This is a genomic window from Lysinibacillus sp. FN11 (assembly GCF_024628845.1).
Classification (GTDB): Bacteria; Bacillota; Bacilli; order Bacillales_A; family Planococcaceae; genus Lysinibacillus; species Lysinibacillus capsici.
Genome location: NZ_CP102383.1, coordinates 3,214,426 through 3,238,078, shown reverse-complemented (window position 1 = coordinate 3,238,078; position 23,653 = coordinate 3,214,426). Strand labels below are relative to the sequence as shown.

Annotated in this window: 27 protein-coding genes and 1 pseudogene; 23 read left to right on the top strand and 5 right to left on the bottom strand. The window is 37.9% G+C overall.

What is annotated here, in order from left to right:
- Positions 1 to 7 precede the first annotated feature (7 nt).
- The 6 genes from NP781_RS17220 to NP781_RS17195 all read left to right on the top strand — a co-directional run bounded on the left by NP781_RS17220 (position 8) and on the right by NP781_RS17195 (position 4,232).
- Entirely contained in the window at positions 8 to 1,117 is a 1,110-nt protein-coding gene (locus tag NP781_RS17220; protein ID WP_004228267.1) for an HD-GYP domain-containing protein, read from the top strand.
- A 23-nt stretch (positions 1,118 to 1,140) separates the two neighbouring features.
- Positions 1,141 to 1,938 carry a sporulation protein YunB gene (yunB, locus tag NP781_RS17215; RefSeq protein WP_048394406.1) on the top strand — a complete coding sequence of 266 codons (798 nt, stop codon included), beginning with the start codon at positions 1,141 to 1,143 and terminating at the stop codon, positions 1,936 to 1,938.
- Between the two features lie 107 nt (positions 1,939 to 2,045).
- Positions 2,046 to 2,963, top strand: coding sequence for a lipoyl synthase (gene lipA / locus NP781_RS17210; RefSeq protein ID WP_004228269.1), 918 nt, complete (start codon positions 2,046 to 2,048; stop codon positions 2,961 to 2,963).
- Between the two features lie 33 nt (positions 2,964 to 2,996).
- Positions 2,997 to 3,344, top strand: coding sequence for a YutD family protein (locus NP781_RS17205; protein WP_004228271.1), 348 nt, complete (start codon positions 2,997 to 2,999; stop codon positions 3,342 to 3,344).
- Between the two features lie 114 nt (positions 3,345 to 3,458).
- Positions 3,459 to 3,986 (top strand): D-glycero-alpha-D-manno-heptose-1,7-bisphosphate 7-phosphatase, encoded by a 528-nt coding sequence (locus tag NP781_RS17200; RefSeq protein WP_257520423.1) that lies wholly within the window; start codon positions 3,459 to 3,461, stop codon positions 3,984 to 3,986.
- A gap of 51 nt (positions 3,987 to 4,037) precedes the next feature.
- Positions 4,038 to 4,232: a hypothetical protein gene (locus NP781_RS17195; protein ID WP_175400780.1), complete on the top strand. Its 195-nt coding sequence runs from the start codon at positions 4,038 to 4,040 to the stop codon at positions 4,230 to 4,232.
- 83 nt (positions 4,233 to 4,315) lie between these two features.
- On the opposite strand, the gene NP781_RS17190 is transcribed toward NP781_RS17195, so the two are convergent.
- On the bottom strand, positions 4,316 to 4,582 hold the full coding sequence (locus tag NP781_RS17190; protein WP_009371988.1) for a DUF3055 domain-containing protein: 267 nt from the start codon (positions 4,580 to 4,582) through the stop codon (positions 4,316 to 4,318).
- Between the two features lie 88 nt (positions 4,583 to 4,670).
- Between NP781_RS17190 and NP781_RS17185 the strand changes: the two genes are divergently transcribed.
- Both NP781_RS17185 and NP781_RS17180 read left to right on the top strand, forming a co-directional pair.
- Positions 4,671 to 5,123: a DUF86 domain-containing protein gene (locus NP781_RS17185; protein WP_009371987.1), complete on the top strand. Its 453-nt coding sequence runs from the start codon at positions 4,671 to 4,673 to the stop codon at positions 5,121 to 5,123.
- Complete coding sequence (locus tag NP781_RS17180) at positions 5,120 to 5,872, top strand: TIGR01457 family HAD-type hydrolase (RefSeq protein WP_048394415.1); 753 nt, start codon at positions 5,120 to 5,122, stop codon at positions 5,870 to 5,872. Before NP781_RS17185 ends, NP781_RS17180 begins: the two co-directional genes overlap by 4 nt.
- A gap of 79 nt (positions 5,873 to 5,951) precedes the next feature.
- Here the strand turns inward: NP781_RS17180 and NP781_RS17175 are convergent, their stop codons facing one another.
- Positions 5,952 to 6,188 carry a YuzB family protein gene (locus NP781_RS17175; protein WP_004228286.1) on the bottom strand — a complete coding sequence of 79 codons (237 nt, stop codon included), beginning with the start codon at positions 6,186 to 6,188 and terminating at the stop codon, positions 5,952 to 5,954.
- Between the two features lie 269 nt (positions 6,189 to 6,457).
- Here NP781_RS17175 and NP781_RS17170 point away from each other — a divergent pair, with 269 nt between their 5' ends.
- Positions 6,458 to 7,522 carry an NAD(P)/FAD-dependent oxidoreductase gene (locus NP781_RS17170; protein WP_004228288.1) on the top strand — a complete coding sequence of 355 codons (1,065 nt, stop codon included), beginning with the start codon at positions 6,458 to 6,460 and terminating at the stop codon, positions 7,520 to 7,522.
- 54 nt (positions 7,523 to 7,576) lie between these two features.
- On the opposite strand, the gene NP781_RS17165 is transcribed toward NP781_RS17170, so the two are convergent.
- Positions 7,577 to 7,912, bottom strand: coding sequence for a YuzD family protein (locus tag NP781_RS17165; protein WP_004228290.1), 336 nt, complete (start codon positions 7,910 to 7,912; stop codon positions 7,577 to 7,579).
- Positions 7,913 to 7,995: 83 nt separating this feature from the next.
- Between NP781_RS17165 and NP781_RS17160 the strand changes: the two genes are divergently transcribed.
- On the top strand, positions 7,996 to 8,232 hold the full coding sequence (locus NP781_RS17160; RefSeq protein ID WP_004228295.1) for a NifU family protein: 237 nt from the start codon (positions 7,996 to 7,998) through the stop codon (positions 8,230 to 8,232).
- Positions 8,233 to 8,279: 47 nt separating this feature from the next.
- Here the strand turns inward: NP781_RS17160 and NP781_RS17155 are convergent, their stop codons facing one another.
- A complete protein-coding gene (locus NP781_RS17155; RefSeq protein ID WP_257520422.1) occupies positions 8,280 to 8,972 on the bottom strand; it encodes a DUF2225 domain-containing protein in 693 nt (230 codons plus the stop codon).
- A gap of 186 nt (positions 8,973 to 9,158) precedes the next feature.
- Between NP781_RS17155 and NP781_RS17150 the strand changes: the two genes are divergently transcribed.
- The 6 genes from NP781_RS17150 (at position 9,159) to NP781_RS17125 (ending at position 15,364) form a co-directional block, all read left to right on the top strand.
- Positions 9,159 to 9,533: a HesB/IscA family protein gene (locus tag NP781_RS17150; RefSeq protein WP_009371985.1), complete on the top strand. Its 375-nt coding sequence runs from the start codon at positions 9,159 to 9,161 to the stop codon at positions 9,531 to 9,533.
- Between the two features lie 321 nt (positions 9,534 to 9,854).
- A complete protein-coding gene (locus tag NP781_RS17145) occupies positions 9,855 to 10,352 on the top strand; it encodes an NUDIX hydrolase (protein ID WP_221681279.1) in 498 nt (165 codons plus the stop codon).
- 25 nt (positions 10,353 to 10,377) lie between these two features.
- On the top strand, positions 10,378 to 12,129 hold the full coding sequence (locus NP781_RS17140) for a sensor histidine kinase (RefSeq protein ID WP_257520421.1): 1,752 nt from the start codon (positions 10,378 to 10,380) through the stop codon (positions 12,127 to 12,129).
- A 6-nt stretch (positions 12,130 to 12,135) separates the two neighbouring features.
- The gene (locus NP781_RS17135) at positions 12,136 to 12,879 is read left to right on the top strand and encodes a LytR/AlgR family response regulator transcription factor (protein WP_257520420.1); all 744 of its coding nucleotides are present in this window, start codon (positions 12,136 to 12,138) and stop codon (positions 12,877 to 12,879) included.
- Positions 12,880 to 12,996: 117 nt separating this feature from the next.
- Positions 12,997 to 14,790 carry a carbon starvation CstA family protein gene (locus NP781_RS17130; RefSeq protein ID WP_221681282.1) on the top strand — a complete coding sequence of 598 codons (1,794 nt, stop codon included), beginning with the start codon at positions 12,997 to 12,999 and terminating at the stop codon, positions 14,788 to 14,790.
- 244 nt (positions 14,791 to 15,034) lie between these two features.
- Positions 15,035 to 15,364, top strand: coding sequence for a YuiB family protein (locus tag NP781_RS17125; protein ID WP_004228336.1), 330 nt, complete (start codon positions 15,035 to 15,037; stop codon positions 15,362 to 15,364).
- 90 nt (positions 15,365 to 15,454) lie between these two features.
- Here the strand turns inward: NP781_RS17125 and NP781_RS17120 are convergent, their stop codons facing one another.
- A complete protein-coding gene (locus NP781_RS17120; protein ID WP_257520419.1) occupies positions 15,455 to 15,937 on the bottom strand; it encodes a divergent PAP2 family protein in 483 nt (160 codons plus the stop codon).
- 123 nt (positions 15,938 to 16,060) lie between these two features.
- On the opposite strand from NP781_RS17120, the gene NP781_RS17115 reads away from it, so the two are divergent.
- The 7 genes and pseudogenes from NP781_RS17115 (at position 16,061) to cysI (ending at position 23,610) form a co-directional block, all read left to right on the top strand.
- Positions 16,061 to 17,569 (top strand): leucyl aminopeptidase, encoded by a 1,509-nt coding sequence (locus NP781_RS17115; protein WP_257520418.1) that lies wholly within the window; start codon positions 16,061 to 16,063, stop codon positions 17,567 to 17,569.
- 135 nt (positions 17,570 to 17,704) lie between these two features.
- On the top strand, positions 17,705 to 17,908 hold the full coding sequence (locus NP781_RS17110) for a hypothetical protein (RefSeq protein ID WP_016991509.1): 204 nt from the start codon (positions 17,705 to 17,707) through the stop codon (positions 17,906 to 17,908).
- Between the two features lie 351 nt (positions 17,909 to 18,259).
- Positions 18,260 to 19,033 (top strand): uroporphyrinogen-III C-methyltransferase, encoded by a 774-nt coding sequence (gene cobA, locus NP781_RS17105; protein WP_257520417.1) that lies wholly within the window; start codon positions 18,260 to 18,262, stop codon positions 19,031 to 19,033.
- Between the two features lie 12 nt (positions 19,034 to 19,045).
- Positions 19,046 to 19,786 (top strand): sirohydrochlorin chelatase, encoded by a 741-nt coding sequence (locus NP781_RS17100; RefSeq protein ID WP_221681286.1) that lies wholly within the window; start codon positions 19,046 to 19,048, stop codon positions 19,784 to 19,786.
- Positions 19,786 to 19,935 (top strand): YezD family protein, encoded by a 150-nt coding sequence (locus NP781_RS17095; protein WP_004228347.1) that lies wholly within the window; start codon positions 19,786 to 19,788, stop codon positions 19,933 to 19,935. Before NP781_RS17100 ends, NP781_RS17095 begins: the two co-directional genes overlap by 1 nt.
- Before the next feature lie 43 nt (positions 19,936 to 19,978).
- Positions 19,979 to 21,772 (top strand): assimilatory sulfite reductase (NADPH) flavoprotein subunit, encoded by a 1,794-nt coding sequence (locus NP781_RS17090; protein WP_257520416.1) that lies wholly within the window; start codon positions 19,979 to 19,981, stop codon positions 21,770 to 21,772.
- A gap of 123 nt (positions 21,773 to 21,895) precedes the next feature.
- Positions 21,896 to 23,610 (top strand): annotated as a pseudogene (gene cysI, locus NP781_RS17085) (assimilatory sulfite reductase (NADPH) hemoprotein subunit).
- Positions 23,611 to 23,653: the final 43 nt, after the last annotated feature.

The window sequence follows — 23,653 nt, the reverse complement described above, 5'->3', positions numbered from 1 at the left end:
AGAAGTCATGCGATTAATTTCAATCGATGTATTAAAAGAAGGAATGGTATTAGGAAGAACCATTTGGAATGAGGCAGGTCATCCGCTTTTAAAGAAAGATGTTGTCATTAATGACCGTATTATTCAAAGACTTCAACAGTTAAATACACATTATTTATATATTGACGATGAGATTTCTGAGGGTATAGAAGTAGAAGAGACCGTTCCACCTGCTATGCGAAATAAAGTCATCAAAACTATAAAGGATTCGTTCCAATCCATTGATGGTTTGAATCCAGTAAATGCTTCTTATATATTAGATCAGCAATCAAAGACAATTGTTTCGATTGTAGATGAATTACTTTCTGCAGTTACTGGAAATAATGAAATTCTAACCATTTTAACAGATGCTTATTTATTTGATGAATATTTATATCAACACTCTTTCCAAGTGACATTGTATTCTATTGCCATTGCCAAAGAACTTGGTTACTCTGCTGAGGATTTACGTTTGATCGGGATCGGTGCATTATTACACGATGTCGGTAAACTAATGGTACCGAAAGATATTTTAACAAAGCCAGGACGTTTAACGAATGATGAGTTTGAAATGATGAAGATGCATGCTCGTTACGGTTTTGATTTATTGCGGAATTTACATTCAATCTCTCTGCTTGTGGCGCACTGTGCTTTCCAACACCATGAACGTATTGATGGAAGTGGCTATCCAAGAGGACTTGTTGACTTTGAAATTCATCCATTTGCCAAGATAATTGGCGTTGCAGATGTTTTTGATGCGGTGACGACGAATCGTGTATACCGGGAAAAGATGCTTCCTTCACAAGGACTAGCTATTGTTGAAGCTGGCTCGGGTACTCTTTATGATGCTCGAATTGTAAAAGCTTTAAAAAGAGCTGTCGTTCATTATCCAAATGGTGTTATTTTAAAATTATCAGATGGACGCCGTGGGATTGTATCTAGACAAAACACGTTGGATGCGGCATTACCATGGATTCGTATTTTTGAAGAACAAGATCAATTGCTTGCAGCTACATATGAAATTAATTTAGTGGATTATCCTGAGGTAACAGTTGAAAATGTTGAGACGGATTATGTGGTTCCCGCAAAAGTAGAATAAATTACTCCTCCTGTTCATACGTTATGGAACAGGAGGAGATTTTTTTGTTTTTCCCTCGAAAAAGAATGAAATTACGCTCATATGGTAGAAGGGGAATGCGTCTTAATAAATTAACGATTTTAATTGTTAGTATGGTTGTTTGCCTTATATTATTTATTTATTATTTAAATGAACGGCTCATGCCAACCTATTTGCAATATGCAGAAGTACAAACTACGAAGATTGCCTCATATGTTGTGAGTAAAGCCATTAATTCACGTACCTCTAATGTATTAGATGTAAATGATATCATTGAAGATATTCCTCCAGGTACGTCTGAAATGATGACCACCAAGTTTAATACAGAAATCATTAATCGTGTTCGAGCAGAGACATTAGAGCTTGTTAAAATGTATTTGGAGCAAGCTGAACAAGGAGAGCTATCCCATTTACCTGAATTAGATAATGTTGAATATGATATTAACAGGATCCAAGATGGTGATGGCATTGTCTTTTTTGTACCGCTTGGTCAAGCAGCCAATATTCCTTTGCTTGGAAATTTGGGGCCCAAGATCCCGATCCGCTTCCATGTGATTGGGAATGTTCATAGTAATGTGACATCCTCTATTCAAGAATTTGGAATCAATAGTGCTTATGTGGAGGTAGGTATTCATTTAGAGGTAAATGTTCAGATTATTGTTCCATTCGCTAGTAAGTCTTCTACCGTTGCGCAGGATATACCTGTAGCGATGGGTCTAACAAGGGGACCAGTTCCAAACATTTATACCAATAGTAGTGACGCGCCCCAACCGTCCATAGAAATACCTGTCCCTTATAAATAGAAATGTTTGTTGTGATAGTTGTTGGAGTGCCTTTAATATGTTACATTGACAACAGTGAAGATAGTTAATATTAAAAAATGTATATTTTTGATAGGGGCGATATTCGTATGACATCTTGTAAACCTACAAGTAAAGAAGAACATGTAAGAAAACCAGACTGGCTAAAAATAAAACTAAACACGAATGATGAATATAAAGGGCTTAAAAAGCTGATGCGTGAGAAAAATCTGCATACAGTATGTGAAGAAGCTCGTTGTCCAAACATCCATGAATGCTGGGGAGAGAGACGTACTGCTACCATGATGATTCTTGGTTCCGTTTGTACACGTGCTTGTCGTTTCTGTGCAGTGAAAACAGGTTTACCAAATGAACTAGATTTGGCAGAACCAGAGCGCGTTGCAGATTCAGTAGCCATTATGAATTTAAAGCACGTAGTTATTACAATGGTAGCACGTGACGATTTAAAGGATGGTGGAGCGCAAGTTTTAGCAGAAACAGTACGTGCAATTCGTCGTAAAAGTCCTTTCACATCTGTAGAGGTATTGCCATCAGATTTAGGTGGGATGAAGGAGAACCTTCAAATGTTAATGGATGCAAAACCAGACATTTTAAATCATAATATTGAAACAGTACGCCGTTTAACACCAAGAGTGCGCGCTCGTGCAAAATACGAACGCTCTTTAGAGTTCCTGCGTTTAGCTAAAGAGATGCAGCCTGAAATACCAACGAAATCATCACTAATGATCGGATTAGGCGAGACACATGAAGAAATTTTAGAAGTCATGGACGATTTACGTGCAAATAATGTTGATATTATGACGATCGGTCAATATTTACAGCCAACGAAAAAGCATTTACCAGTTAAAAAATACTATTCACCAATAGAATTTGGTAAACTGCGTAAGATAGCCATGGAGAAAGGCTTTAAGCATTGTGAGGCTGGCCCACTTGTACGTAGTAGTTATCACGCAGACGAACAAGTAAATGCTGCAACGAAAGAACGTCAATTACAAGCGGAAGTGTAAACGTCAAGGCTGAACGAAAAGGGTGGTGTCACTTTGATCATAGTTGAAGGATTAGAATATGAACTAATAGAGGATTATCGCGAGGCCTTTCAGGAGGAAGTTTTTCAGGAAAGATACTCAGATATCTTAGCCAGATACGATTATATTGTAGGTGATTGGGGCTATAACCAGTTACGTTTAAAGGGCTTTTTTGATGACAAAAATCAAAAATCCACTTTTGATACAAAAATAAGTACGCTTCAAGATTATCTATACGAATACTGTAATTTTGGTTGTGCTTATTTCGTATTACGTAAACTGGGGAAAGTTATGAAACAGCCAGAAGTAGTGGATATGAGTGAAGTAACAAAGCCAACAGACCATGAACCTTTAGCAGAATAAATTCTTATACAAAAACCTGATGTGATAGGCATCAGGTTTTTTTTCATCATTGTTAGCTTTTGTGTAATTAGGGAAAACTAAAGCACAAAACAGCTTATCGAAGGTGTGTTGTAAATGAAAAGAGCCGTATTTTTAGATCGTGATGGTGTTATCAATGAAGTACTAACAAATCGTGTGAAGTTTGTGAATAAGCCTAAGGATTTATACTTTTTACCGCAAGTGCCTGAGGCAATCAGAAAGCTAAATAAGCATTTTGATTATGTGTTTGTCGTGACAAATCAAGGTGGGGTTGGATTAGGCTTTATGAAGGAAAGTGGCTTACAGAAAATACATGAACATATGGTGAAGGAGCTAAAGAAAAAAGGGGCAACGATCCATGAAGTCGTTTATTGTCCGCACAAACCTAAGTCAGGTTGTGCCTGCCGAAAGCCCAATAGTAAATTAATTGTGGATTTAGGAAAGAAATATAACATTGATTTATCAAAATCCTATATGGTAGGCGATACAGATACGGATATTATTGCAGGAAAACGGGCAGGAACAAAGGGTGTTTTCTTAGGAGAACAAGATTCATTAGCAGATGCTGTCTTTCCAGATTTAATAAGCGCTGCCCAGTGGATTATTAAGGATGCAACAGCTTAAACGTATTGAGAAAAAGGAAGTATAAATCATTAAAAAAGGGATAATTTATGAATGGAGGTGATGATGTTGGCAAAAGAAAAACGCAATAAAAAGCCATTAGATCGAGAGGAATATGGGTATGGTTTTGATATTAGTGTAGACGATTTAGCTGTGATTGGTCAAAATCAGCAAGCGAAAAAACAAAATGATAATGAAAATAAAGACAAGCCCCATAATAAAGATAATCCATCCACTTTAAATAAATAACAATACGTAAAAAGATTTCGCAATCGCCCATGGCTAGCGAAATTTTTTTATATAATATAAAAAAACACCCAATAAATTGGGTGTTAGTTCAATAATTCACGCAAGTATTCCCGTAATTCGATTGTTTCTTCCTCTGTGCGATTGTACACATGTTCTAAGTAACCAGGCTCTTCTACATCATCAGGACCAATAATAGCAAAGCGACCGAACTGGATATCCATGACAAGCACTTTTCCAAAGAAGCGGCCAGATTGTAATATAGCTAAATCATAACGTAGCTTTTGTCCAGCAAAACTAACAAATCTTGTTTTCGTATCTTCTACATCATCATATAAAAAAAAACGTTCCATCTTTTAATCTCCTTCCAATCCTATAGTTATGGTACTATAGAAGAGAAAAGACTATCAACTTTTAAAGATTTGAATGGAGGCTTTCCTTGTGTATTTTGTAGATCGTAATAAAATCACAAAAAATTTACAGTACTTAGATGGGCTATTAACTATTTTGGAAACAGAGGATAACTGGCTTCAGAATGATATAAAGAAATTAGCTATCGAGCGAATTGGACACAACATTATGGAGTCAATGATGGATGTAGGAAATTTAATGATTGACGGTTTCATTATGCGCGATCCAGGAAGCTACGAGGATATTATTGATATTTTAGTCGATGAAAAAGTTGTAGCTGCTGATTTGGAAGCACCATACAAAGCAGTTGTTGGCTTACGTAAAATGCTTGTGCGTGAGTTTATAGAGGTAGATATCCAAGAGGTTATCCATGTACTAACAGCTAATCTAACAGCTTTAAAGCAGTTCTCGCCAGCAGTTCATAATTATTTAACAAATGAATTAGGACCTGTTTCAGCATTTTTGCCAGAGGATCATCAATGAAACAATATAAGGCCTATTGCTTTGATTTAGATGGAACTGTCTACCGTGGGAAGGAAGGTATTCCTTCTGCGGTAGCTTTTATTCATCGTTTACAGCAAGCAGGAATTGAGCCATTCTATGTAACGAATAATTCTTCGAAGACGCGAGAACAACTGCAAGAAGCTTTACTGTCTATTGGTGTGAACGCGCCATTAGAGCATATTTATTCAAGTGCATTGGTCACAGCAAAGTATGTGGCCTTACATTTTCCAAGCAAGAAAGTAGCCATGATGGGTACAGATGGTATTCGTCAGGCACTACTCAATGAAAATATTGTGCCTGTTGAGGATGAGCCCGATGTATTTGTTATGGGGATTGATCGTACGCTTGATTATATGGCACTAGCTAGGGCAACGGTTTTTGTTCAGCAAGGAGCAACCTTTATTGCCACGAATCAGGATATTAAATTCCCAACAGAATATGGGTTCTTACCAGGCAATGGTTCTTTTGCACGCTTGGTAGGAGAAGTTGCAGATGTTGAACCAATCTATATTGGTAAGCCATCGCCAGCCATGCTGGAAGTAATTGCTACCGAGCATGGGATTGCGAAAGAAGACATGGTAATGATCGGTGATAATTATGATACGGACATTATGTGTGGTATTCGTTTTGGCTGTGACACCATTCATGTGAATACTGGGGTGACGCCTACAAAGACTGTCCTCGAAAAAGAATGCCAACCTACATATGTAGTGGACGTACTAAAGTAATAAAAGGATGTTTATGCTAATTTTCAGCATAACATCCTTTTTATTTGTTCAAATTTATTCATATAGGCATTTTAGAAAACTACCATAAAGGATTTTCTTCGATAAATTGATAAATGGCTTTCGTTAATTCATCAGGAGAATCAGCTTCTACTAATTCACCGTTTACAATTGCATAAAAGGATTCTGAGCACTTTGTACAATAACTGAGGCAGCCATATTCCAAAACGTCGATGTTTGGATCGCGTTCGAGTACTTCATAAGTTGCTTGAGAGCCATTTGCTAAATTACTTATACAAAATTCAACCATTGGATTCATCCATGTCACCTCACCAAAGTAATGCTACTCGGTTTTGCGATTTTCGTCAATTATTTATGTTTAAGAGAAAAGAAACGTTTTTTAATAAAACATAAAGGGAATTTGTTATTAATGGCTTAAAAATCAATAGAAATGAACAGGTTTTCGTTTATTTTGTGAAATCTTTCACAAAATTTCATTCTGATATTGTGAAACTTCTCACAATCGGTTATACTCGTTTGTGGATACTTTGTGAACAATTATTAAAAGAGATATAAAAGGAGACTATTATGGGAAAATTAGTACTTTTAGGTGGCGGCTACGGCAATATGCGTGTCATGCTTCGTCTATTAAACAGCCTACCATTAGACAGAGAGGTAGTTATAGTAGATAGAGCCCCTTTCCATAGTTTAAAAACAGAGTTTTATGCATTGGCGGCAGGGACAGCAACAGATAAAGAAATTCGTGTAAGCTTCCCAGAGCATGAACGTTTAACAGCCGTATATGGAGAAGTCGTTGAAATTAATCGTGCGGAAAAAGTAGTCATTCTTGAAGACGGACAACGTATAGAATATGATGATTTAGTCATCGGGCTTGGCTGTGAAGATAAATATCATGGTGTACCAGGTGCGGAAGAGTATACGTACAGCATTCAAACAATGGGCAAATCACGTGCAACATTCCAAGCACTTTGTGGGTTACCAGCTGGATCTACAGTTGGAATTATAGGGGCTGGCTTAAGTGGAATCGAGCTTGCAAGTGAGCTACGTGAAAGTCGCTCAGATTTAAAAATCAAGCTATTTGACCGTGGTCAACGTATATTGAAAGATTTTCCAGAAAAACTAAGTAAGTATGTAAAGGATTGGTTTGTTAAGCATAATGTTGATGTTGTTGCCAATTCAAATATTACAAGAGTAGAGCCAGGTAAAATTTTTAACCATGATGATGAAATTTTACTCGATGCAGTGGTTTGGACTGCTGGTGTTCAGCCAGTCAAAATTGTTCGTGATATGGATGTTGAAAAAGATAAACATGACCGTCCACTTGTCACACAGTATTTTAATTTACTGGATGATGAACATGTCTATGTTGTAGGAGATTGTGCTTCATCAGATTTAGCCCCAACAGCACAATTAGCAGAGGAACAAGCGGAGCAAATTGTGAAAGTACTTCGTATGCGTTGGAAAGGTGAACATTTACCAGAGAAGATGCCAGATATTAAATTAAAAGGCTTCATGGGGGCTCTTGGTAAAAAACAAGGCTTTGTATACTTAGCTGATACAACAGTAACTGGGCGTATCGCTCGCTTAATGAAATCAGGATTATTATGGTATTACAAACGTCAAAATGATTAATTAGCTAAAAGGGATTGTTTCAAAAATCATTTTGATACAATCCCTTTATTTTTGTTAAACCGTTTCGTCTGGAACAAACCCTAAATTTTCAAGTGCTGTAAATACAGGCTTTAATTGGACGTAGCCCTCTCCAACTACCTCATTGTTAATGAGGACAAGGGGATAGAAAAATTCATCATCTTGAATACGTGATGCATACTCTTGATCGCGTTCATTCTCAATTGGCCCTTCAATATCGATATAGCGAATATCATATACTTGATCTGGATATTTCCGATTGATGGCCGCTTGTAGCCATTCATATGTATCCTTGGAAGATGGGGCATTGACACAGCTAGCACAGATGACAGCTGTTCCATAAATTTCAATCATAGGTTTTGTTGATGGCATAGTATTTTCTCTCCTTGTGATTCAATATTGGATTTTTTCTGTTGCTAACATTATAATCATTATAAGGAAAGGAGTCGAGATAAATGGCAGAAGCAACAATTAACGACCAAGTTCAAGAGGTATTAGATAAATTACGTCCATTCTTACTACGTGACGGTGGAGACTGTGAATTAGTAGATGTTGAGGATGGCGTTGTGAAATTACGTTTATTAGGTGCTTGTGGCAGTTGCCCAAGTTCTACGATTACATTAAAAGCTGGTATTGAACGAGCATTATTAGAAGAAGTACCAGGTATTGTAGAAGTAGAGCAAGTATTCTAAGCCTTTCTAAAAAGTTCTAGCTGTTAAGCTAGAACTTTTTTATCTCCCTATATATGACGCGCATGTTCTTTTTCTTCACGAATAATGGCCCACTGTTCTTTCGCCATATCTATAATTTTTGCCTCACCACCGACACTTTGTTTTTCAATGACTCTAGAAAAGAAGCGTGTCGCATTTTCAATATCTCCAATACGTCTAGATAATTCAGCAATCATATACATAATTCGGACGGCTGACATTTGTGTGGAGCTGTAGTCCTCGGTTGAATAAGATTCCATATAATAATCACGTGCTAATTTAATAAAGCGCTCTTCTTGTCCACTATTGTTCAAGGAACGATAGAGCCATGCAAGACGTAAAGTTAGTCCAGCAATCGCTACATTTTTTTCTTTTTTAATCGTGCCACAAAGAAACGCTAACTTATAGGCTTGAATGGCTTGAAATACAGTACGTTCACCCTTGAAATCATGATGCACCCATTTTTCTGTAATTTGTGTACGTATATGATCTTGGATACCTGGTGCAAAATATTTTGTAAAATCTTCTGTAAAGGAAAAGCCACAATGCTCACATACAAAAACATTGTAATAAAGAGCATTCACTTCATCTGCATAAATAGGTTGAAAATCTGTTTCTGTATGATCTACTTTAATAAATTTTGAACGCACTTTTAATGTGGGAAATTCTTTTTTGCAATTTAAACATTGAATCTTTTTCTCGTAATATGGTGAAATCTCCATATATATTACCCCCTGCCAAGAATTCGTTGTAACTATTATACCAATGATGTTTTTATTAACATGAATAAAAAATACTATTAATGTGAAAAATATGAGAATTATAACTTAAAATCGACATGAAGCTGAATGTTTGTCATACAATGGTCAAAATTGTTATGATAATACGTAAGAAGGAAGGTGATTGGGATGACAAGTACAAAGCAAATTATAGAAGTGACACAGGCTGCTGGCTTTCATATTAATGAAATGATGGAGCATAATGAAGAACAAGGTTCTTTTTTACGTGTAGTGGTGAATGGTGGCGGCTGTAGCGGGCTATCCTATGGCATGCATTTTGATAAAGAGAAAAAAGAGGATGATTTTGAAGATGTACAGCATGGTTTAACAATTCTTGTTTCCCGTGAAGATGCGCCGATTTTGATGGGAACAAAAATTGACTATAAACAATCGCTAATGGGCGGTGGCTTCACAATCGATAATCCAAATGCCATTGCATCATGTGGCTGCGGTACATCTTTCAAAACAGCAAAGCGTGAAGGTACACCTGAGGTTTGTGAGTAAAAGTAAATAAATCCATTCGAATAATGGGCTAACAATAACAGGCTTCTTTGATTGATGATGTTGCAAAACATGATGAATGAAAGGAGCTTTTTTCTTTCTTTTTATTTTCCAGTTTGTAAGTAACTATGTTAAAAATCATCTGACACTTCTAAAAAATTTTTATGACCTTATTTAGTGAAATTCTAGGCAGTGTATAATAGCTTCTTTCATTGAGGTTGAATGAAGGAAGCATTTTCACTGTGAATTAACTGTAAAATTCTGAATAAATGCTTCATTCCATAGAAAGTGAGCAGGTATAATAGGTAGATAGAGGTGAAGGTTATGAGAAAAGATAGAGGGAAAATATGGTTGGGTGTATCAGGTGTTACGGTGAATGAGCTTGGGCAATGGTTAGTTGTGAAAAAGGCTTATAGCGGATTGAAAGGACGTTGGTCATTGCCAGCAGGTTTTGTTAATGCAGGAGAAACGGTGGATGAGGCGGTCATTCGTGAAATCAAAGAAGAAACAGGCATCGATTGTAGAGTCTCAGGCTTAATTGGATTTAGAACAGGTGTTATCCGTGATGACATCAGTGATAATATGGCCATTTTTTATTGTCGAATGCTAGATGAGCAGCAGCAGGTATGTATTCAGGAAAATGAAATTTTAGAAGCTAAATGGTTGTACCCTAATGAGCTAGCCCAAGATGAATCAACATCTGTTATGTTAAAGGAAATGGCTTCCAATCAATTTGAAAGACATCAACTAGAGGCGATAGAAGGGATTAATCCAGGTGATATTTTTGGTTATACCTCTTATCGTTTATTCTTTAAAAAATAATATGACCTTTAGGAGGTGACCTTTGATGGAGCTGTTTTTATTTATGTTAGAGCGAGTTGGGCTGATCATTGTGTTTGCCTTTTTAATGTCAAGATGGCGACTCTTTCGAGAAAAGCTGTTTCAGGAGCAAGGAACGAAAGAGAAAATATGGCTCATCATTATCTTTAGTAGCCTATGTATTATCAGCAGTTATACAGGGATTAAAATTGAAAGTGGGACAATCCATCCTTTAAATCAGATGATACATAGTACGATCAATGCGGAGGAGGCCATTGCTAATACGAGATTAATTGGTGTCGCCATTGCAGGAATTTTTGGTGGACCACTTGTTGGTGTATGTGTAGGAATTATTGCAGGTATTCACCGAATTACACTTGGTGGTTTTACAGCAATAGCCTGCGGTATTTCAACGATTCTAGCTGGCTTTATTACAGGTGGTTTAAGTAAACGCTTTAAAATACGTCAAACTTTTTCCTATAAGAAAGCAGTCATCATCGGCATCTGTGCGGAAACAATTCAAATGCTGGTGATTTTAGTAGTTGCGAAGCCATTTGAGCAGGCTTTGCAGTTAGTCTCATTAATTGCAATGCCGATGATTTTAATGAATGCCTTTGGGATATTTTTATTTTTCATGATTATTAAAACGTTTATTGATGAAGAGGAGCGAACAAAGGCGTTACAAACCCATCAAGCTTTTTCAATTGCCCAACAAACAATTGAGCATTTTCGTAAGGGCTTGAATGAAGAATCATGCCAAACGGTTGCAGAAATTATTAAAAGAGAAATAAAAGTAGATGCGGTCGCTATTACCGATAAAAATGGGGTGCTTGCACATGTTGGCGTTGGTGAGGATCATCATTTAATTCATCGAGAAATTATGACAGCTTTGACAAAACGAGTATTAGAGGAAGGCAAAATTTTAATGGCTACATCTGAAAAAGAAATTCAATGTCCACACGCTAGCTGCCCATTAAGTGCTGCCATTGTCTTGCCCTTGAAGGTACAGCATCGAACAGTTGGAAGCTTAAAGCTTTATTTCACTAAAGCAGATTCTATGACAGGGGTGAAGAAGGAGCTAGCAGAGGGTTTGAGTAGACTATTTTCCTCACAGCTTGAATATGCTGAAATTGAGCAACAGCGAAAATTATTAAAGGATGCTGAAATCAAGGCATTACAAGCACAAGTTCATCCACATTTCTTCTTTAATAGTCTAAATACTATTTCAAGCTTGATTCGGACAGATGCAGATGAGGCAAGAGCGTTATTAATCAAGCTTAGTACATTTTTTAGAAGCAATTTGCAGGGCGCACGACAAATGCTTATTCCATTAAAAAATGAAATTGATCATGTTGAAGCTTATTTATCTATTGAGCAAACACGGTTTCCAAATCGTTACGAAGTTGAATTTATCATGGATGAAACACTCTTTGATGTGCAAATTCCTCCATTTACCTTACAGCCTCTTGTCGAGAATGCTATTTATCATGCCTTTAAAAATCGTAAAGAAGGCAAAATTTATGTCAAAGTACAACGAGTGAATGATAAGCTACTGCTGTTGACCGAGGATAATGGGTGTGGCATGAGGAAAGAACAGGTGAAACAACTAGGTAAACGTATTATGGAATCGGAACAAGGGACAGGCACGGCTTTATGGAATATTTATCAGCGAATTCATGAAATTTACGGTTCGGAGGCTGATTTTCATATAACAAGTACGTTAGATGTGGGCACAAAAATTATGATTCAACTGCCGTTAAAGGCGACTAGATGGGAGTAGAAGAATTTGAATGTATATATTGTGGATGATGAACCCTTAGCACGCAAGGAACTGCGTTATTTATTAGAGCAAACAGCATTAGTGAATGTTTGTGGTGAATCTGAAAATCTTGAGGAATTGTGCAAAGCGTCACAGCTTGAAGAAGTCGATTGTATATTTTTAGATATTGAATTAGGCATAAACAATGGACTTGACTTAGCTAAACAATTATTACTGAATGCGCAGAGACCTGAAATTATTTTTGCTACAGCTTACGATGACTATGCTTTGCAGGCATTTGAAGTCAATGCATTCGATTATATATTGAAACCCTTTGAGGCCCAAAGGGTACAAACGGCCGTGGAAAAACTGTTAGCTAAAAAAAGAGCTGCTCAGGCAAAAACATTGGAGGAGTTAAAGGTGTCGCAGCTGGACAAGCTCGATAAATTAACCGTTTATGCAAACGATCGAATTTTGTTACTGAAAATACAGGATATTTTGTATTGCACCTCTGAGGATAGTAAAACGGTTGTTGTGACAGAGCAGGGGCGCTTTATTGCTTCCGAATCATTGGCTGCGTTAGAAAAAAGACTTACCTTAAAAGGCTTTGTACGTGTCCATCGTGCATATATTGTCAATTTAGAGCATATTGTGGAACTTGAGCCTTGGAGTAGTTCGAAATTTAATTTAATCGTGCACAACAGACATGCCATTCCTGTCAGTAGGCTGTATATGAAGGATGTACGGAAAATTTTTGACCTATCGAGGTAGTTGCATTTCAACGGACAAATACTACCTTTCAACTTTAATTTCTGACATTTCAGTTATTTTGAGAATAATAGGGACATTCCTTTGCTATGATGTGGAAAAAGTAAAAGGGGTGTTTGCATGAATGCGATTACAATAGTGATAGGGTCTATTTGTATTTTGATGATCAGCTATCGTTTGTATGGCATTTTCTTTACAAAGAAGGTACTCAAAATAAAAGATGATACGCCCACCCCAGCCCACGCTTTGGAAGATGGTAAAGACTATGTTCCGACGAATAAATGGGTAACCTTTGGGCATCATTTTGCAGCGATTGCAGCAGCAGGACCTTTAGTTGGACCAATCCTAGCCGCACAGTTTGGATATTTACCTGGACTTCTATGGCTATTAATCGGGGCAGTAATTGGTGGGGCAGTTCATGATGCTGTTGTTTTATTTGCATCCATGCGTCATGGTGGTAAATCCCTATCTGAAGTGATGAAGGAGGAGTTAGGCCCTATCGCAGGTTTCTGTACAGGCCTTGCAATGCTATTCATTATTACGATTACAATGGCAGGTCTTTCGATGGTGGTGTTAGGTGCTTTAGAGCGCAATCCATGGGGAACGTTTGCGGTAGGTATAACGATACCAATCGCCATGCTTGTGGGTATTGCCTATCGTAAAACAGGCAATTTAATTGTTACATCTACTATAGGCTTTATTTTATTAATGATTGGGGTATTTATCGGACCGCTTATTCAAGGCACAGCATTCGGTGACTTTTTAACATTTGATCGGGAGACATTAGCTATCATCTTACCGATCTATGCCTTTTTCGCCGCTGCGTTACCTGTGTGGCTATTATTAGCACCTCGTGATTATTTAAGTAGTTTCATGAAGATTGGGGTATTTATTGCACTAATTATTGGCGTTTTCTTTGTTAATCCTGCTATTCAATTCCCTCCATTGACAGAGTTTATTCATGGTGGTGGACCAGTAATTGCCGGTCCTGTGTGGCCGTTTGTCTCTATTACAATTGCCTGTGGTGCCATTTCTGGCTTCCATGCTTTTGTAGGCTCAGGAACAACGCCTAAGATGATTGATCGTTGGGAGGATATTCGTATTGTAGGCTTTGGCGCTATGTTAGTAGAGTCACTAGTAGGTGTGATGGCTTTAATCGCAGCTACTGCTCTTCATCCAGCCGACTATTTTGCGATTAACTCAGCACCAGCTGTGTTTGCTACATTAGGGATGGAGCCCGTTCATCTACAAGCATTGTCTCAAAGTATCGGCATGGACTTGGAAGGACGAACAGGAGGTGCTGTAACGCTAGCAGTGGGCATGACAGATATCTTTACAGGTATTCCTTGGTTCGCAGAGTTATCTTCGTACTTCTATCAATTTGTCATTATGTTTGAGGCAGTTTTCATTCTTACAGCCATTGATGCTGGAACAAGGGTAGCTCGTTATTTAATACAGGACTTTGGTGGCAATGTATATAAACCACTGAAGCGTACCAATTGGGTACCAGGTACAATTTTTGCTAGTGCACTTGCCTGCTTTATGTGGGGCTATTTATTGTATTCAGGGGATATTAGCTCTATCTGGGTATTATTCGGTGTATCCAATCAGCTCATGGCAGCCATTGGTCTAGTATGTGGAGTAACGATGGTATTGAAGGTCGCAGATAAACGCATCTATGCATTGACATGCTTTATCCCATTGGCTTATTTATACATTACGGTCAACGTTGCAGGCTATTGGATGATTAAAAATGTATACTGGAATCCAGCCGCTGCAGGTTTTAATATGTTAAATGGGATTTTATCAGTTATCATGCTAATGCTTGGCTTCTTAATTGTGCTGACAGCATTTAAAAAATGGGCACAGCTTTGGAAATCACCAAAGTTTTTAGTAGCTCAATCAACTTCATAAAATCATTGAAACTATTGAAGATAAGCATTTGTCTTCAATAGTTTTTTGATGAAAAAGCATCTACGGTGAAGGAGAAGCAAATACCCGAGGAAGAAGCAAATACCCCTAAATTTAAAGATCAACCATAGATGATCGATTAATGATTTTCCCAAATATGACGAACAAGCGAAAACAAGGATATGTTCATTGAAAGCGGTGTCGTAATCATGTAAACTAATGAGAGGAAAACGGAGGTTATACATACATGGATGGTCCAGTTTCATTAGTACAGTTAATCATTTCTATTTTGTTATTTTTCGTCATGTTTTTTGGTATCGGATTCTTGTTAAATATGCTGTTACGGATGACATGGTTAATGGCAATTGTGTATCCAATTGTTGTCATCTTTATTGTAGATGAAGTAAGCTTCTTAGATTATATTTTTAAGCCAGGCTCTGCATTCCCAGCATTAATTGATAAATTACAGGCACTTCAGTTTGTGGATATTGCTATTTTATCAGGTGGCTTTGCGGGTTCTATTGTGGCGGGTATCGTGATGATTTATTTACGTAAAAGTGGCTATCGAATGTTCTAACGTGCTTAGTATTCTTTCTTCAACTGAAGGGGGAATACTTTTTTTATACAAAAAAACACAGCCTCCCTCTAGAGGATGTGTTTATGTCTGTTAGATAAAAAACTCGTAGGTTATGATGGCGATAAAAATACCCGTGAGAGCCCCAAAAAATACTTCACTTCGTTTATGGCCTAATAGTGTTTTTAATTCCTCCAATTTTTCTTGTCCGTCCATCTGTGGCCATTTTTTTAAATCATGAAGCAATGTTTGGAAATCCTTACGTAGTTGATTTAAAATGGCTGCATGCTGCCCTGCTTGGTAACGAACACCACTAGCATCATACATCACAATAATGGAAAACATGGCGGCTACCGCAAAAATGGGGGATTCCAAACCCGTCTCATAGGCAATTGAGGTTGCCAATCCAGTGACAGAAGCAGAGTGAGAACTAGGCATTCCACCTGTTGACGTAAAAAGTCCCCATTTTACTTGTCTGGTCATTAAAAAATGAATGGGGATTTTAACTAACTGTGCAAAGAGAACCGCAAAGAGGGCAATTAGTAATGGGGTATTTTGGAGTAAACTCAATTTCATCACAACCTTCGCAAATAATTGCTTTTATTATAACATTCATTATTTTCTAAAAGAAGATATAGGCAAATATTACGCGCTTTTCAGAAACTTCGTTATAATAGTATATGGAATGGAGGAATTTACATGCATATTGTAAAAGAAGCAAAAACATTTGAAACGATTTCTACAGAACTATTAGTGGTAGGAGTCACAAAACATCGTGAACAAATGCAGGACTGGGCAAGCTTTTCATCTTTTTACGGTGAAACCCTTGATACATGGATTAGTGCAGGAGACGTCTCAACTGAATTAAAGAAACTAACGAAATTACCATTTGTGAAAAACCATAACAACCTGAAACGTATTGTATTTGTAGGTTTAGATGAGCGTAAAAACCTAACAGAAGGTGATATTCGCGCAGCATTTGGTTTAGTAGGGAAAGAATTAAGATCTTTAAAAGTAAAAGAGTATTCCATCTGGCTTGAATCATTTACAACAGAGTCAATTTCAACAGCAGATGTAGCATTTTTAGCGGGGGAAGGAATTGGCCTTGGCTATTATGCTGTTCCACATTATAAAACAACTTCAAACGAAGTAGATAAACGTATTGATACTGTTCACCTTGTGACTACAGCAGAGGATTTAGATGAAGTGGTGGCAAGTTTTGAGGTAGGTACGATTTATGCAGATGCTGTCAATGAAGCTCGTAGCTTAATTAATTTACCTCCAAATCTACTAACAGCTACGGATTTAGCTAACTATGCACAATCTCTAGCTGTGGAATACGATTTTGAAGTAGAGATATTAGATAAAGCACAATTAGAGGAACTAGGTATGGGTGGTATATTAAGTGTTAACCGAGGCTCTTATGAAGAACCACGATTAATTACCTTAAAATATAAAGCGACTGAAGATTTTGAAGATCCAATTGGTCTTGTTGGTAAGGGTGTAACGTATGATACAGGCGGCTATTCTTTAAAACCAAAGGATTCTATGGTTGGTATGAAAGGTGATATGGGCGGTGCTGCTGCTGTACTTGGTGCGATGAAAATTATAGGCGAATTACGTCCAAATAAAAATGTTGTAGCCGTTATCGGTTCTACAGATAATATGGTGTCGGATACAGCGTTTAAACCAGATGATGTGATTACGACGTACAGTGGAAAAACGGTAGAAGTATTAAATACGGATGCAGAAGGGCGTTTAGTTCTGGCAGATGCAACTACATATGCTAAACAGCAAGGGGTTACTTCACTGATCGATGTTGCTACTTTAACTGGAGGCGTTATTACTGCACTAGGTATGGATAAAACAGGTGCACTTGCAAATGATGATGCATTTTTTGAAGCATTTATGGAAGCTGCAAAAGAGACAGATGAATTTGTTTGGCGTATGCCTTTAACAGAAAATGATAAAAAACGAATTCGAAAATCAGATGTAGCTGATTTAAATAACTCACCTGGTCGTGATGGTCATATGATTTTCGGCGGCGGTTTTGTGGGCGAATTTGTTGGTGATACACCATGGATTCACCTGGATATAGCAGGCACATCAGATGCAGTAGCTGTACATGATTTAGGACCTAAGGGTGGTACTGGTGTTATGGTCCGTACACTCGCGAATTTTGTCCAACGTTTAGGGGAAGAAAAATAATAAACTGTGTCAATCAGCGGGAGTTTATTCTCGCTGATTTTTTGTAATTTACGCACTAATCCCGATAGAATAGGCATTCTACATATGATAGATGTATCTTCCTTCATACGATAGAGTAAAAAGGGGAGGTAGCATATGCGCAATTTCGGAGGTTATCCAGGCGGAGGATTTGGAGGCTTTATTTGGCCATTTGGCGCACCGTTTTTTGGTGGTTTTTTAGGCAGTTTCCTTGGCTCTCAATTTAATCAATATCCTTACAATCCATATTATCCAAACTATCGACCATATCCACCAGGTCCATATTTTCGACCAGGTCCGCGATATCGTAGACCATGGTAAGCACATAATTAGATCAGCCAGTTGTCGATCTTGATATCGACAACTGGTTTTTATTGTGCCTAACGAAGTATCAAATTTAGTGTTGACAGAATATACTAAATTATTTATTATTCTTATTATATTACTAAGAATTAAATATGTGGCTGACTAGCAAACTAGAGGCTTTTATTATTCATAGGCATTTTTGTGCCTAAGGGTAATATTAGCCTTTTTTCTTTATCTTAATTTAGTAAAGGTTTTTGTACCGAAAGCAAAGTGTCAGGTTTAGAAAATCGAGGACCATTATTAGTAAGTTTAATCAATCTGAAATGCCATGACAACAAGGCTAATTAACAGAAGGAGTGAGATGAAATGGGGAAAGTGTATATTGTCGGTGCAGGTCCTGGAGATGTTGACCTCCTTACGATTAAAGGATTACGTTGCATTGAATGTGCAGATGTCATTTTATATGACAGACTCATTAATAAAGAGCTATTAGCCTATGCCAAGAAAGACGCTAAATTAATCTTTTGCGGGAAGTTGCCTCAGCAACATGCCATGATTCAGGAGCAAATCAACCAAACGCTTGTTGATTATGCCCAACAAGGATATGTTGTCACAAGATTAAAAGGAGGAGACCCATTTGTTTTTGGTAGAGGGGCAGAGGAGGCAGGTGTGCTAGCGAAGCATCAAATTCCCTTTGAAATTGTGCCTGGTATTACGTCAGGTATAGCAGCTCCAGCATATGCAGGTATTCCTGTCACACATCGTGATTTAGGCTCAAGCTTTGCTATGGTTACTGGGCATATGCAGGATGGAAAAGAAGATGCTATCCGTTGGGAAAGTCTTGCAAAAGGGATTGATACGATTGCCATTTATATGGGTGTTGGTAATCTGCCGTATATCCGTCAACAATTACTCAAATATGGCCGTGATGAAAAAACGCCTGTGGCTGTTATTCACTGGGGAACAGTTTCTACTAAGCAAAGAACTGTTACGGGTACTTTAGCTACAATTGAGGAAATCGTGTGTGTGGAAAAGATTCAAAACCCTAGCATCATATTAGTAGGGAAGGTTGTGACATTAAGAGAAACCATTCATTGGTTTGAGCAAAACCCAGCACAGCCAATCCAAATAACGGGATAAGGTTGTGGGATTATGCAGGCTATTTTATATATTGCACATGGCAGTCGTGTAAAGGAGGGTGTAGAGCAGGCCGTAAACTTTCTTCAAGGCGTTCAACAAGAAGTGACAGTACCTATTCAGGAAATATGCTTTTTAGAGCTGGCAACACCAACCATTGCAGAAGGCATTGCTAGCTGTATTCGTAAAGGAGCAACAGCGATTGCCGTAATGCCTATTCTCCTACTAGCTGCTCAACACGCAAAGCATGATATTCCGAAAGAAATGGCAAAAGCTCAAAAACTATATCCATATGTAAAGTTTACATATGGTGAGCCTCTTGGCATTCATGAACGATTAATTGACACGTTACAGGCTAGGATAATAGAAAAACTGAAACCTAACAGCAATGCGAGTGTTTTACTCATAGGACGCGGGAGTAGTGATCCAGCCGTCAAGAGGGATTTAGCCAAAATTGCCAAAAGGCTACGTACTAAATATCACTATAAAGCCGTTGATACATGCTTCTTATACGGAATGGGACCAACCTTTGAAGACTGGTTACTGCAAGTTAAAGGGAAGCAACAGCAAATTTTTATTGTCCCTTATTTATTATTTACAGGCATTTTAAGACAAAGTATTGCCAAGCGATTACAAGGCTTTGACAGCCAAAACATTTTGTTATGTGAAAGCTTAGGCTATGACGACAATGTGAAAAAAGTATTAGTGGAACGTATTGATGAATTACTACATTTTAAAGAGGAAGGTGTTTCGTAATGGTAGATAAAAGAACTGAAAATGTAAATCTAGCATTAGATAATGTCCGCCAAATGTTAAATACTGTGAACCACGGATCCATTACATTGATTGTTCAAAATTCCTATGTGGTTCAGATTGAGAAAAAGGAAAAAATAAGGCTTCGATAAATTTAAAAATATGAAATGATGATGATTCGTGAGGTGGCAAAGATTGAAATTACAAGTAATAAACAGTCCATTTAATGAAGAGCAGGTGAAGTTATTAAACGAGCTTCTCCCTAAATTAACAATTGAACAAAAATTTTGGCTAAACGGTTACTTAAGTGCTCCCCAAGCAACTCTTGATGCAATTGCTGAACAGGCACCACCAGCAGCCCAACCGATTACAAAAACAATAGCAATTTTATATGGTTCCCAAACAGGCAATAGTCAAGGATTAGCTGAGAAGTATGCAGCAGCTTTAAAAGAACAGCAGGTAGATGTAACTGTCTCATCATTAGGGAAATTTAAAGCTAGTAATTTAAAAAAGATCACCAATCTATTACTTATTGTGAGTACACATGGAGAGGGAGATCCCCCAGATCAAGCAATACAATTCTATGAATTTTTGCATAGCAAACGGGCGCCTAAACTAGAACACCTACAGTATTCGGTCCTTGCTTTAGGGGATAGCTCCTATGAATTTTTCTGTAAGACAGGTAAGGACTTTGATGAGCGATTTGCGCAATTAGGTGCAACAAGAATTGTTCCTCGTATAGATTGCGATGTAGATTATGATGACGCAGCTGCACAGTGGTTCTCTGCGGTTCAACAGGAATTTCTTCAGCACACAACTTCAGCAGCGTCTACTTCAGCACACAACGAAGGGGCGCAAGTACTTGAAGAATCTACATATTCAAGAAAAAATCCATTTTACGCTGAAGTACTTGAAAATATAAATTTAAATGGTCGTGGCTCCAATAAAGAGACACGTCATCTTGAATTATCGATTGAGGGAGCTAATTTCCATTTTGAACCCGGCGATAGCATTGGCATTCTGCCAGAGAACGATGAACAATTAGTCAATGCATTGCTGACAGCACTTCAATTTGATTCGGAGACAGAAGTGACTGTTTTTGATGAAACAATAACAATAAAAGATGCACTACAGAAAAAATTAGAAATTACGGTGTTATCTAAGCCGTTACTCGAAAAAATTGCTGCTCATACAGAGCATAAAGAATTTTCTAAGCTATTTGAAGAACCAAAAGCATGGAAAGACTATGCAAAAGGAAGAGACTTGCTCGACCTAGTAGAGGAATTTACACCATTTACTTGGAATGCACAGCAGTTTGTAGAGTTACTGCGTAAAATTCCAGCTCGACTTTATTCTATTGCTAGTAGCCAAAAGGCCAATAGCGAAGAGGTTCATTTAACGATTGGCAAGGTAAGCTATGAAACAGCAGGTAGACAACGCCTTGGTGTTTGCTCTGGAAGTGTGGCAGAACGAATACAAATAGGTGATACATTACCAATCTATGTTCATAAAAATCCGAATTTCAGATTGCCAGAGAATAATGAAACGCCAATTATTATGATTGGTGCAGGCACAGGTGTTGCACCATATCGAGCTTTTCTAGAGGAGCGAGAAGAGTTAGGGATTGAGGGGAAAGCTTGGCTCATCTTTGGTGATCAGCATTTTGTTACGGATTTCCTCTATCAAACGGATTGGCAACGTTGGCTAGCTACTGGCACATTAAGTCACATGCATGTAGCCTTTTCACGTGATACAGACAAAAAAATCTATGTTCAACATAAATTGCAAGAAAATGCCGCAAGTTTTTATGAGTGGCTGGAGCAGGGGGCTGTCATTTATGTATGTGGTGACGAAAAATCAATGGCATCTGATGTGGATGCAACCATTCATCAAATCATTGAGCAGCAAGGACAGAAAACACCAGAGGAAGCAAAAGCCTATGTGAATGAATTAAAACAGCAAAAACGCTACCAACGTGACGTTTATTAATGCAGTTCAACACAAATTTCTAAAAATCCTTCCCTTATTAATGAGTTGATCTCTTTGTTAGCAAGTAAACCCTCAGGTATGCCCAATACGCTGAGGTGTAATGGATTAAAGGAGCGATAAAGAATGACTGAAAAAATAGTGTTACCTCCACAGCCTGGGAAACCAAGCGATGTAGAGCGTATTAAAACCGAAAGTAATTACCTACGTGGAACACTGGAACGTACCATGAACAATCCATTAAGCTCTGGTATTCCAGAGGACGATAATCGCCTTATGAAATTTCATGGCAGTTACTTACAGGATGATCGAGATCTTCGGAATGAACGTCAGAAACAAAAGCTGGAACCTGCCTATCAATTTATGGTACGTGTACGAACACCGGGTGGAGCAGCCACCCCAGCACAATGGCTTGTGATGGATGAAATGGCTAGAAAGTATGGCAATGGCTCTTTAAAATTAACAACACGTCAAGCATTTCAAGTACATGGCATTTTAAAATGGAATGTTAAAAAATATATGAAGGAAATCAATGAGGTGTTATTGGATTCTCTTGCGGCTTGTGGAGATGTGAACCGTAATGTGATGTGTAATGTCAATCCAAACCAATCTGCATTACATGAAGAGGTCTATAATTGGTCTGCGAAACTAAGTGAGCATTTACTGCCGCGAACACGCGCTTATCATGAATTATGGTTAGATGGAGAAAAGGTAGTAGATAGTCAGGATGTAGAAATTGAACCGATTTACGGAGCTCAATATTTGCCCCGTAAATTTAAAATTGGTATTGCAATTCCACCAAGTAATGATGTAGATGTTTTTTCACAAGATATCGGACTGATTGCCATCGTTGAAGACAATCAGCTTGTTGGTTTTAACGTAGCGGTCGGTGGAGGCATGGGCATGACACATGGTGATCATGAAACCTATCCACAGCTTGCTCGTGAAATTGGCTTTATAACGCCAGATAAATTACTAGAAACAGCAGAAAAAATAATCACGATACAGCGTGATTATGGGAATCGCTCTGTCCGTAAAAATGCACGATTTAAATACACAATTGATGCGAGAGGACTTGAATGGTTCCAAGAAGAATTAACGCGTCGTCTAGGCTGGGAAATTCGGCAGGCTCGTCCTTATACATTTGAGCGTACAGGTGATGAATTTGGCTGGATTAAAGGGGCAGATGGTCATTGGCATTATACGTTATTTATTCAAAATGGCCGTATAAAAGACTTTGAGGATTATCAGTTGTTAACTGGCTTACGTGAAATAGCTAAGGTGCACACGGGTGATTTTCGTTTAACACCGAACCAAAACTTAATGATTAGCAATGTAACCCCCAGAAAAAGAAACAAATAAATATCCTTATTGAACAATACAAGCTAACAGATGGTGCGCATTATTCTGCCTTACGCCGCAATTCTATTGCCTGTGTCTCGTTACCGACATGTGGCTTAGCCATGGCAGAAGCAGAACGCTATTTACCTTCTCTTATAACAAAAATTGATGCCATTATTGATGAGGCTGGCTTAAATGAAACAGAAATTGTTATTCGCATGTCTGGTTGTCCAAATGGCTGTTCACGTGCAGCAATGGGTGAAATCGGCTTTATTGGCAAAGGGCCAGGTAAATACAATATGTACCTTGGTGCAAGTTTTACAGGCAACCGCTTAAATAAAATCTATCGTGAAAATATTGGTGAAGAGGAAATTTTAGCAGAGCTACGCCCAATTCTTCTGCATTTTTCAAAGGAACGTTTAGAGGGCGAGCATTTTGGAGACTTTGTCATTCGTGCAGGGAATGTCACAGCTGTTTATGATGGAAGAGAATTTCATTAAAAATTAAAACCATGTAGCAAATTTTTCTTTGCTACATGGTTTT

What these genes read in the sequence shown, in the direction of transcription:
- NP781_RS17115 (WP_257520418.1), top strand. Translation starts at nt 16,061, where the DNA reads ATGCATATTGTAAAAGAAGCAAAAACATTTGAAACGATTTCTACAGAA.
- NP781_RS17200 (WP_257520423.1), top strand. Translation starts at nt 3,459, where the DNA reads ATGAAAAGAGCCGTATTTTTAGATCGTGATGGTGTTATCAATGAAGTA.
- yunB (WP_048394406.1), top strand. Translation starts at nt 1,141, where the DNA reads ATGGAACAGGAGGAGATTTTTTTGTTTTTCCCTCGAAAAAGAATGAAA.
- NP781_RS17140 (WP_257520421.1), top strand. Translation starts at nt 10,378, where the DNA reads ATGGAGCTGTTTTTATTTATGTTAGAGCGAGTTGGGCTGATCATTGTG.
- NP781_RS17160 (WP_004228295.1), top strand. Translation starts at nt 7,996, where the DNA reads ATGGCAGAAGCAACAATTAACGACCAAGTTCAAGAGGTATTAGATAAA.
- NP781_RS17145 (WP_221681279.1), top strand. Translation starts at nt 9,855, where the DNA reads ATGAGAAAAGATAGAGGGAAAATATGGTTGGGTGTATCAGGTGTTACG.
- lipA (WP_004228269.1), top strand. Translation starts at nt 2,046, where the DNA reads ATGACATCTTGTAAACCTACAAGTAAAGAAGAACATGTAAGAAAACCA.
- cobA (WP_257520417.1), top strand. Translation starts at nt 18,260, where the DNA reads ATGGGGAAAGTGTATATTGTCGGTGCAGGTCCTGGAGATGTTGACCTC.
- NP781_RS17180 (WP_048394415.1), top strand. Translation starts at nt 5,120, where the DNA reads ATGAAACAATATAAGGCCTATTGCTTTGATTTAGATGGAACTGTCTAC.
- NP781_RS17190 (WP_009371988.1), bottom strand. Translation starts at nt 4,582, where the DNA reads ATGGAACGTTTTTTTTTATATGATGATGTAGAAGATACGAAAACAAGA.
- NP781_RS17220 (WP_004228267.1), top strand. Translation starts at nt 8, where the DNA reads ATGCGATTAATTTCAATCGATGTATTAAAAGAAGGAATGGTATTAGGA.
- NP781_RS17150 (WP_009371985.1), top strand. Translation starts at nt 9,159, where the DNA reads ATGACAAGTACAAAGCAAATTATAGAAGTGACACAGGCTGCTGGCTTT.
- NP781_RS17155 (WP_257520422.1), bottom strand. Translation starts at nt 8,972, where the DNA reads ATGGAGATTTCACCATATTACGAGAAAAAGATTCAATGTTTAAATTGC.
- NP781_RS17100 (WP_221681286.1), top strand. Translation starts at nt 19,046, where the DNA reads ATGCAGGCTATTTTATATATTGCACATGGCAGTCGTGTAAAGGAGGGT.
- NP781_RS17130 (WP_221681282.1), top strand. Translation starts at nt 12,997, where the DNA reads ATGAATGCGATTACAATAGTGATAGGGTCTATTTGTATTTTGATGATC.
- NP781_RS17095 (WP_004228347.1), top strand. Translation starts at nt 19,786, where the DNA reads ATGGTAGATAAAAGAACTGAAAATGTAAATCTAGCATTAGATAATGTC.
- NP781_RS17165 (WP_004228290.1), bottom strand. Translation starts at nt 7,912, where the DNA reads ATGCCATCAACAAAACCTATGATTGAAATTTATGGAACAGCTGTCATC.
- NP781_RS17110 (WP_016991509.1), top strand. Translation starts at nt 17,705, where the DNA reads ATGCGCAATTTCGGAGGTTATCCAGGCGGAGGATTTGGAGGCTTTATT.
- NP781_RS17125 (WP_004228336.1), top strand. Translation starts at nt 15,035, where the DNA reads ATGGATGGTCCAGTTTCATTAGTACAGTTAATCATTTCTATTTTGTTA.
- NP781_RS17195 (WP_175400780.1), top strand. Translation starts at nt 4,038, where the DNA reads ATGGAGGTGATGATGTTGGCAAAAGAAAAACGCAATAAAAAGCCATTA.
- NP781_RS17175 (WP_004228286.1), bottom strand. Translation starts at nt 6,188, where the DNA reads ATGAATCCAATGGTTGAATTTTGTATAAGTAATTTAGCAAATGGCTCT.
- NP781_RS17170 (WP_004228288.1), top strand. Translation starts at nt 6,458, where the DNA reads ATGGGAAAATTAGTACTTTTAGGTGGCGGCTACGGCAATATGCGTGTC.
- NP781_RS17120 (WP_257520419.1), bottom strand. Translation starts at nt 15,937, where the DNA reads ATGAAATTGAGTTTACTCCAAAATACCCCATTACTAATTGCCCTCTTT.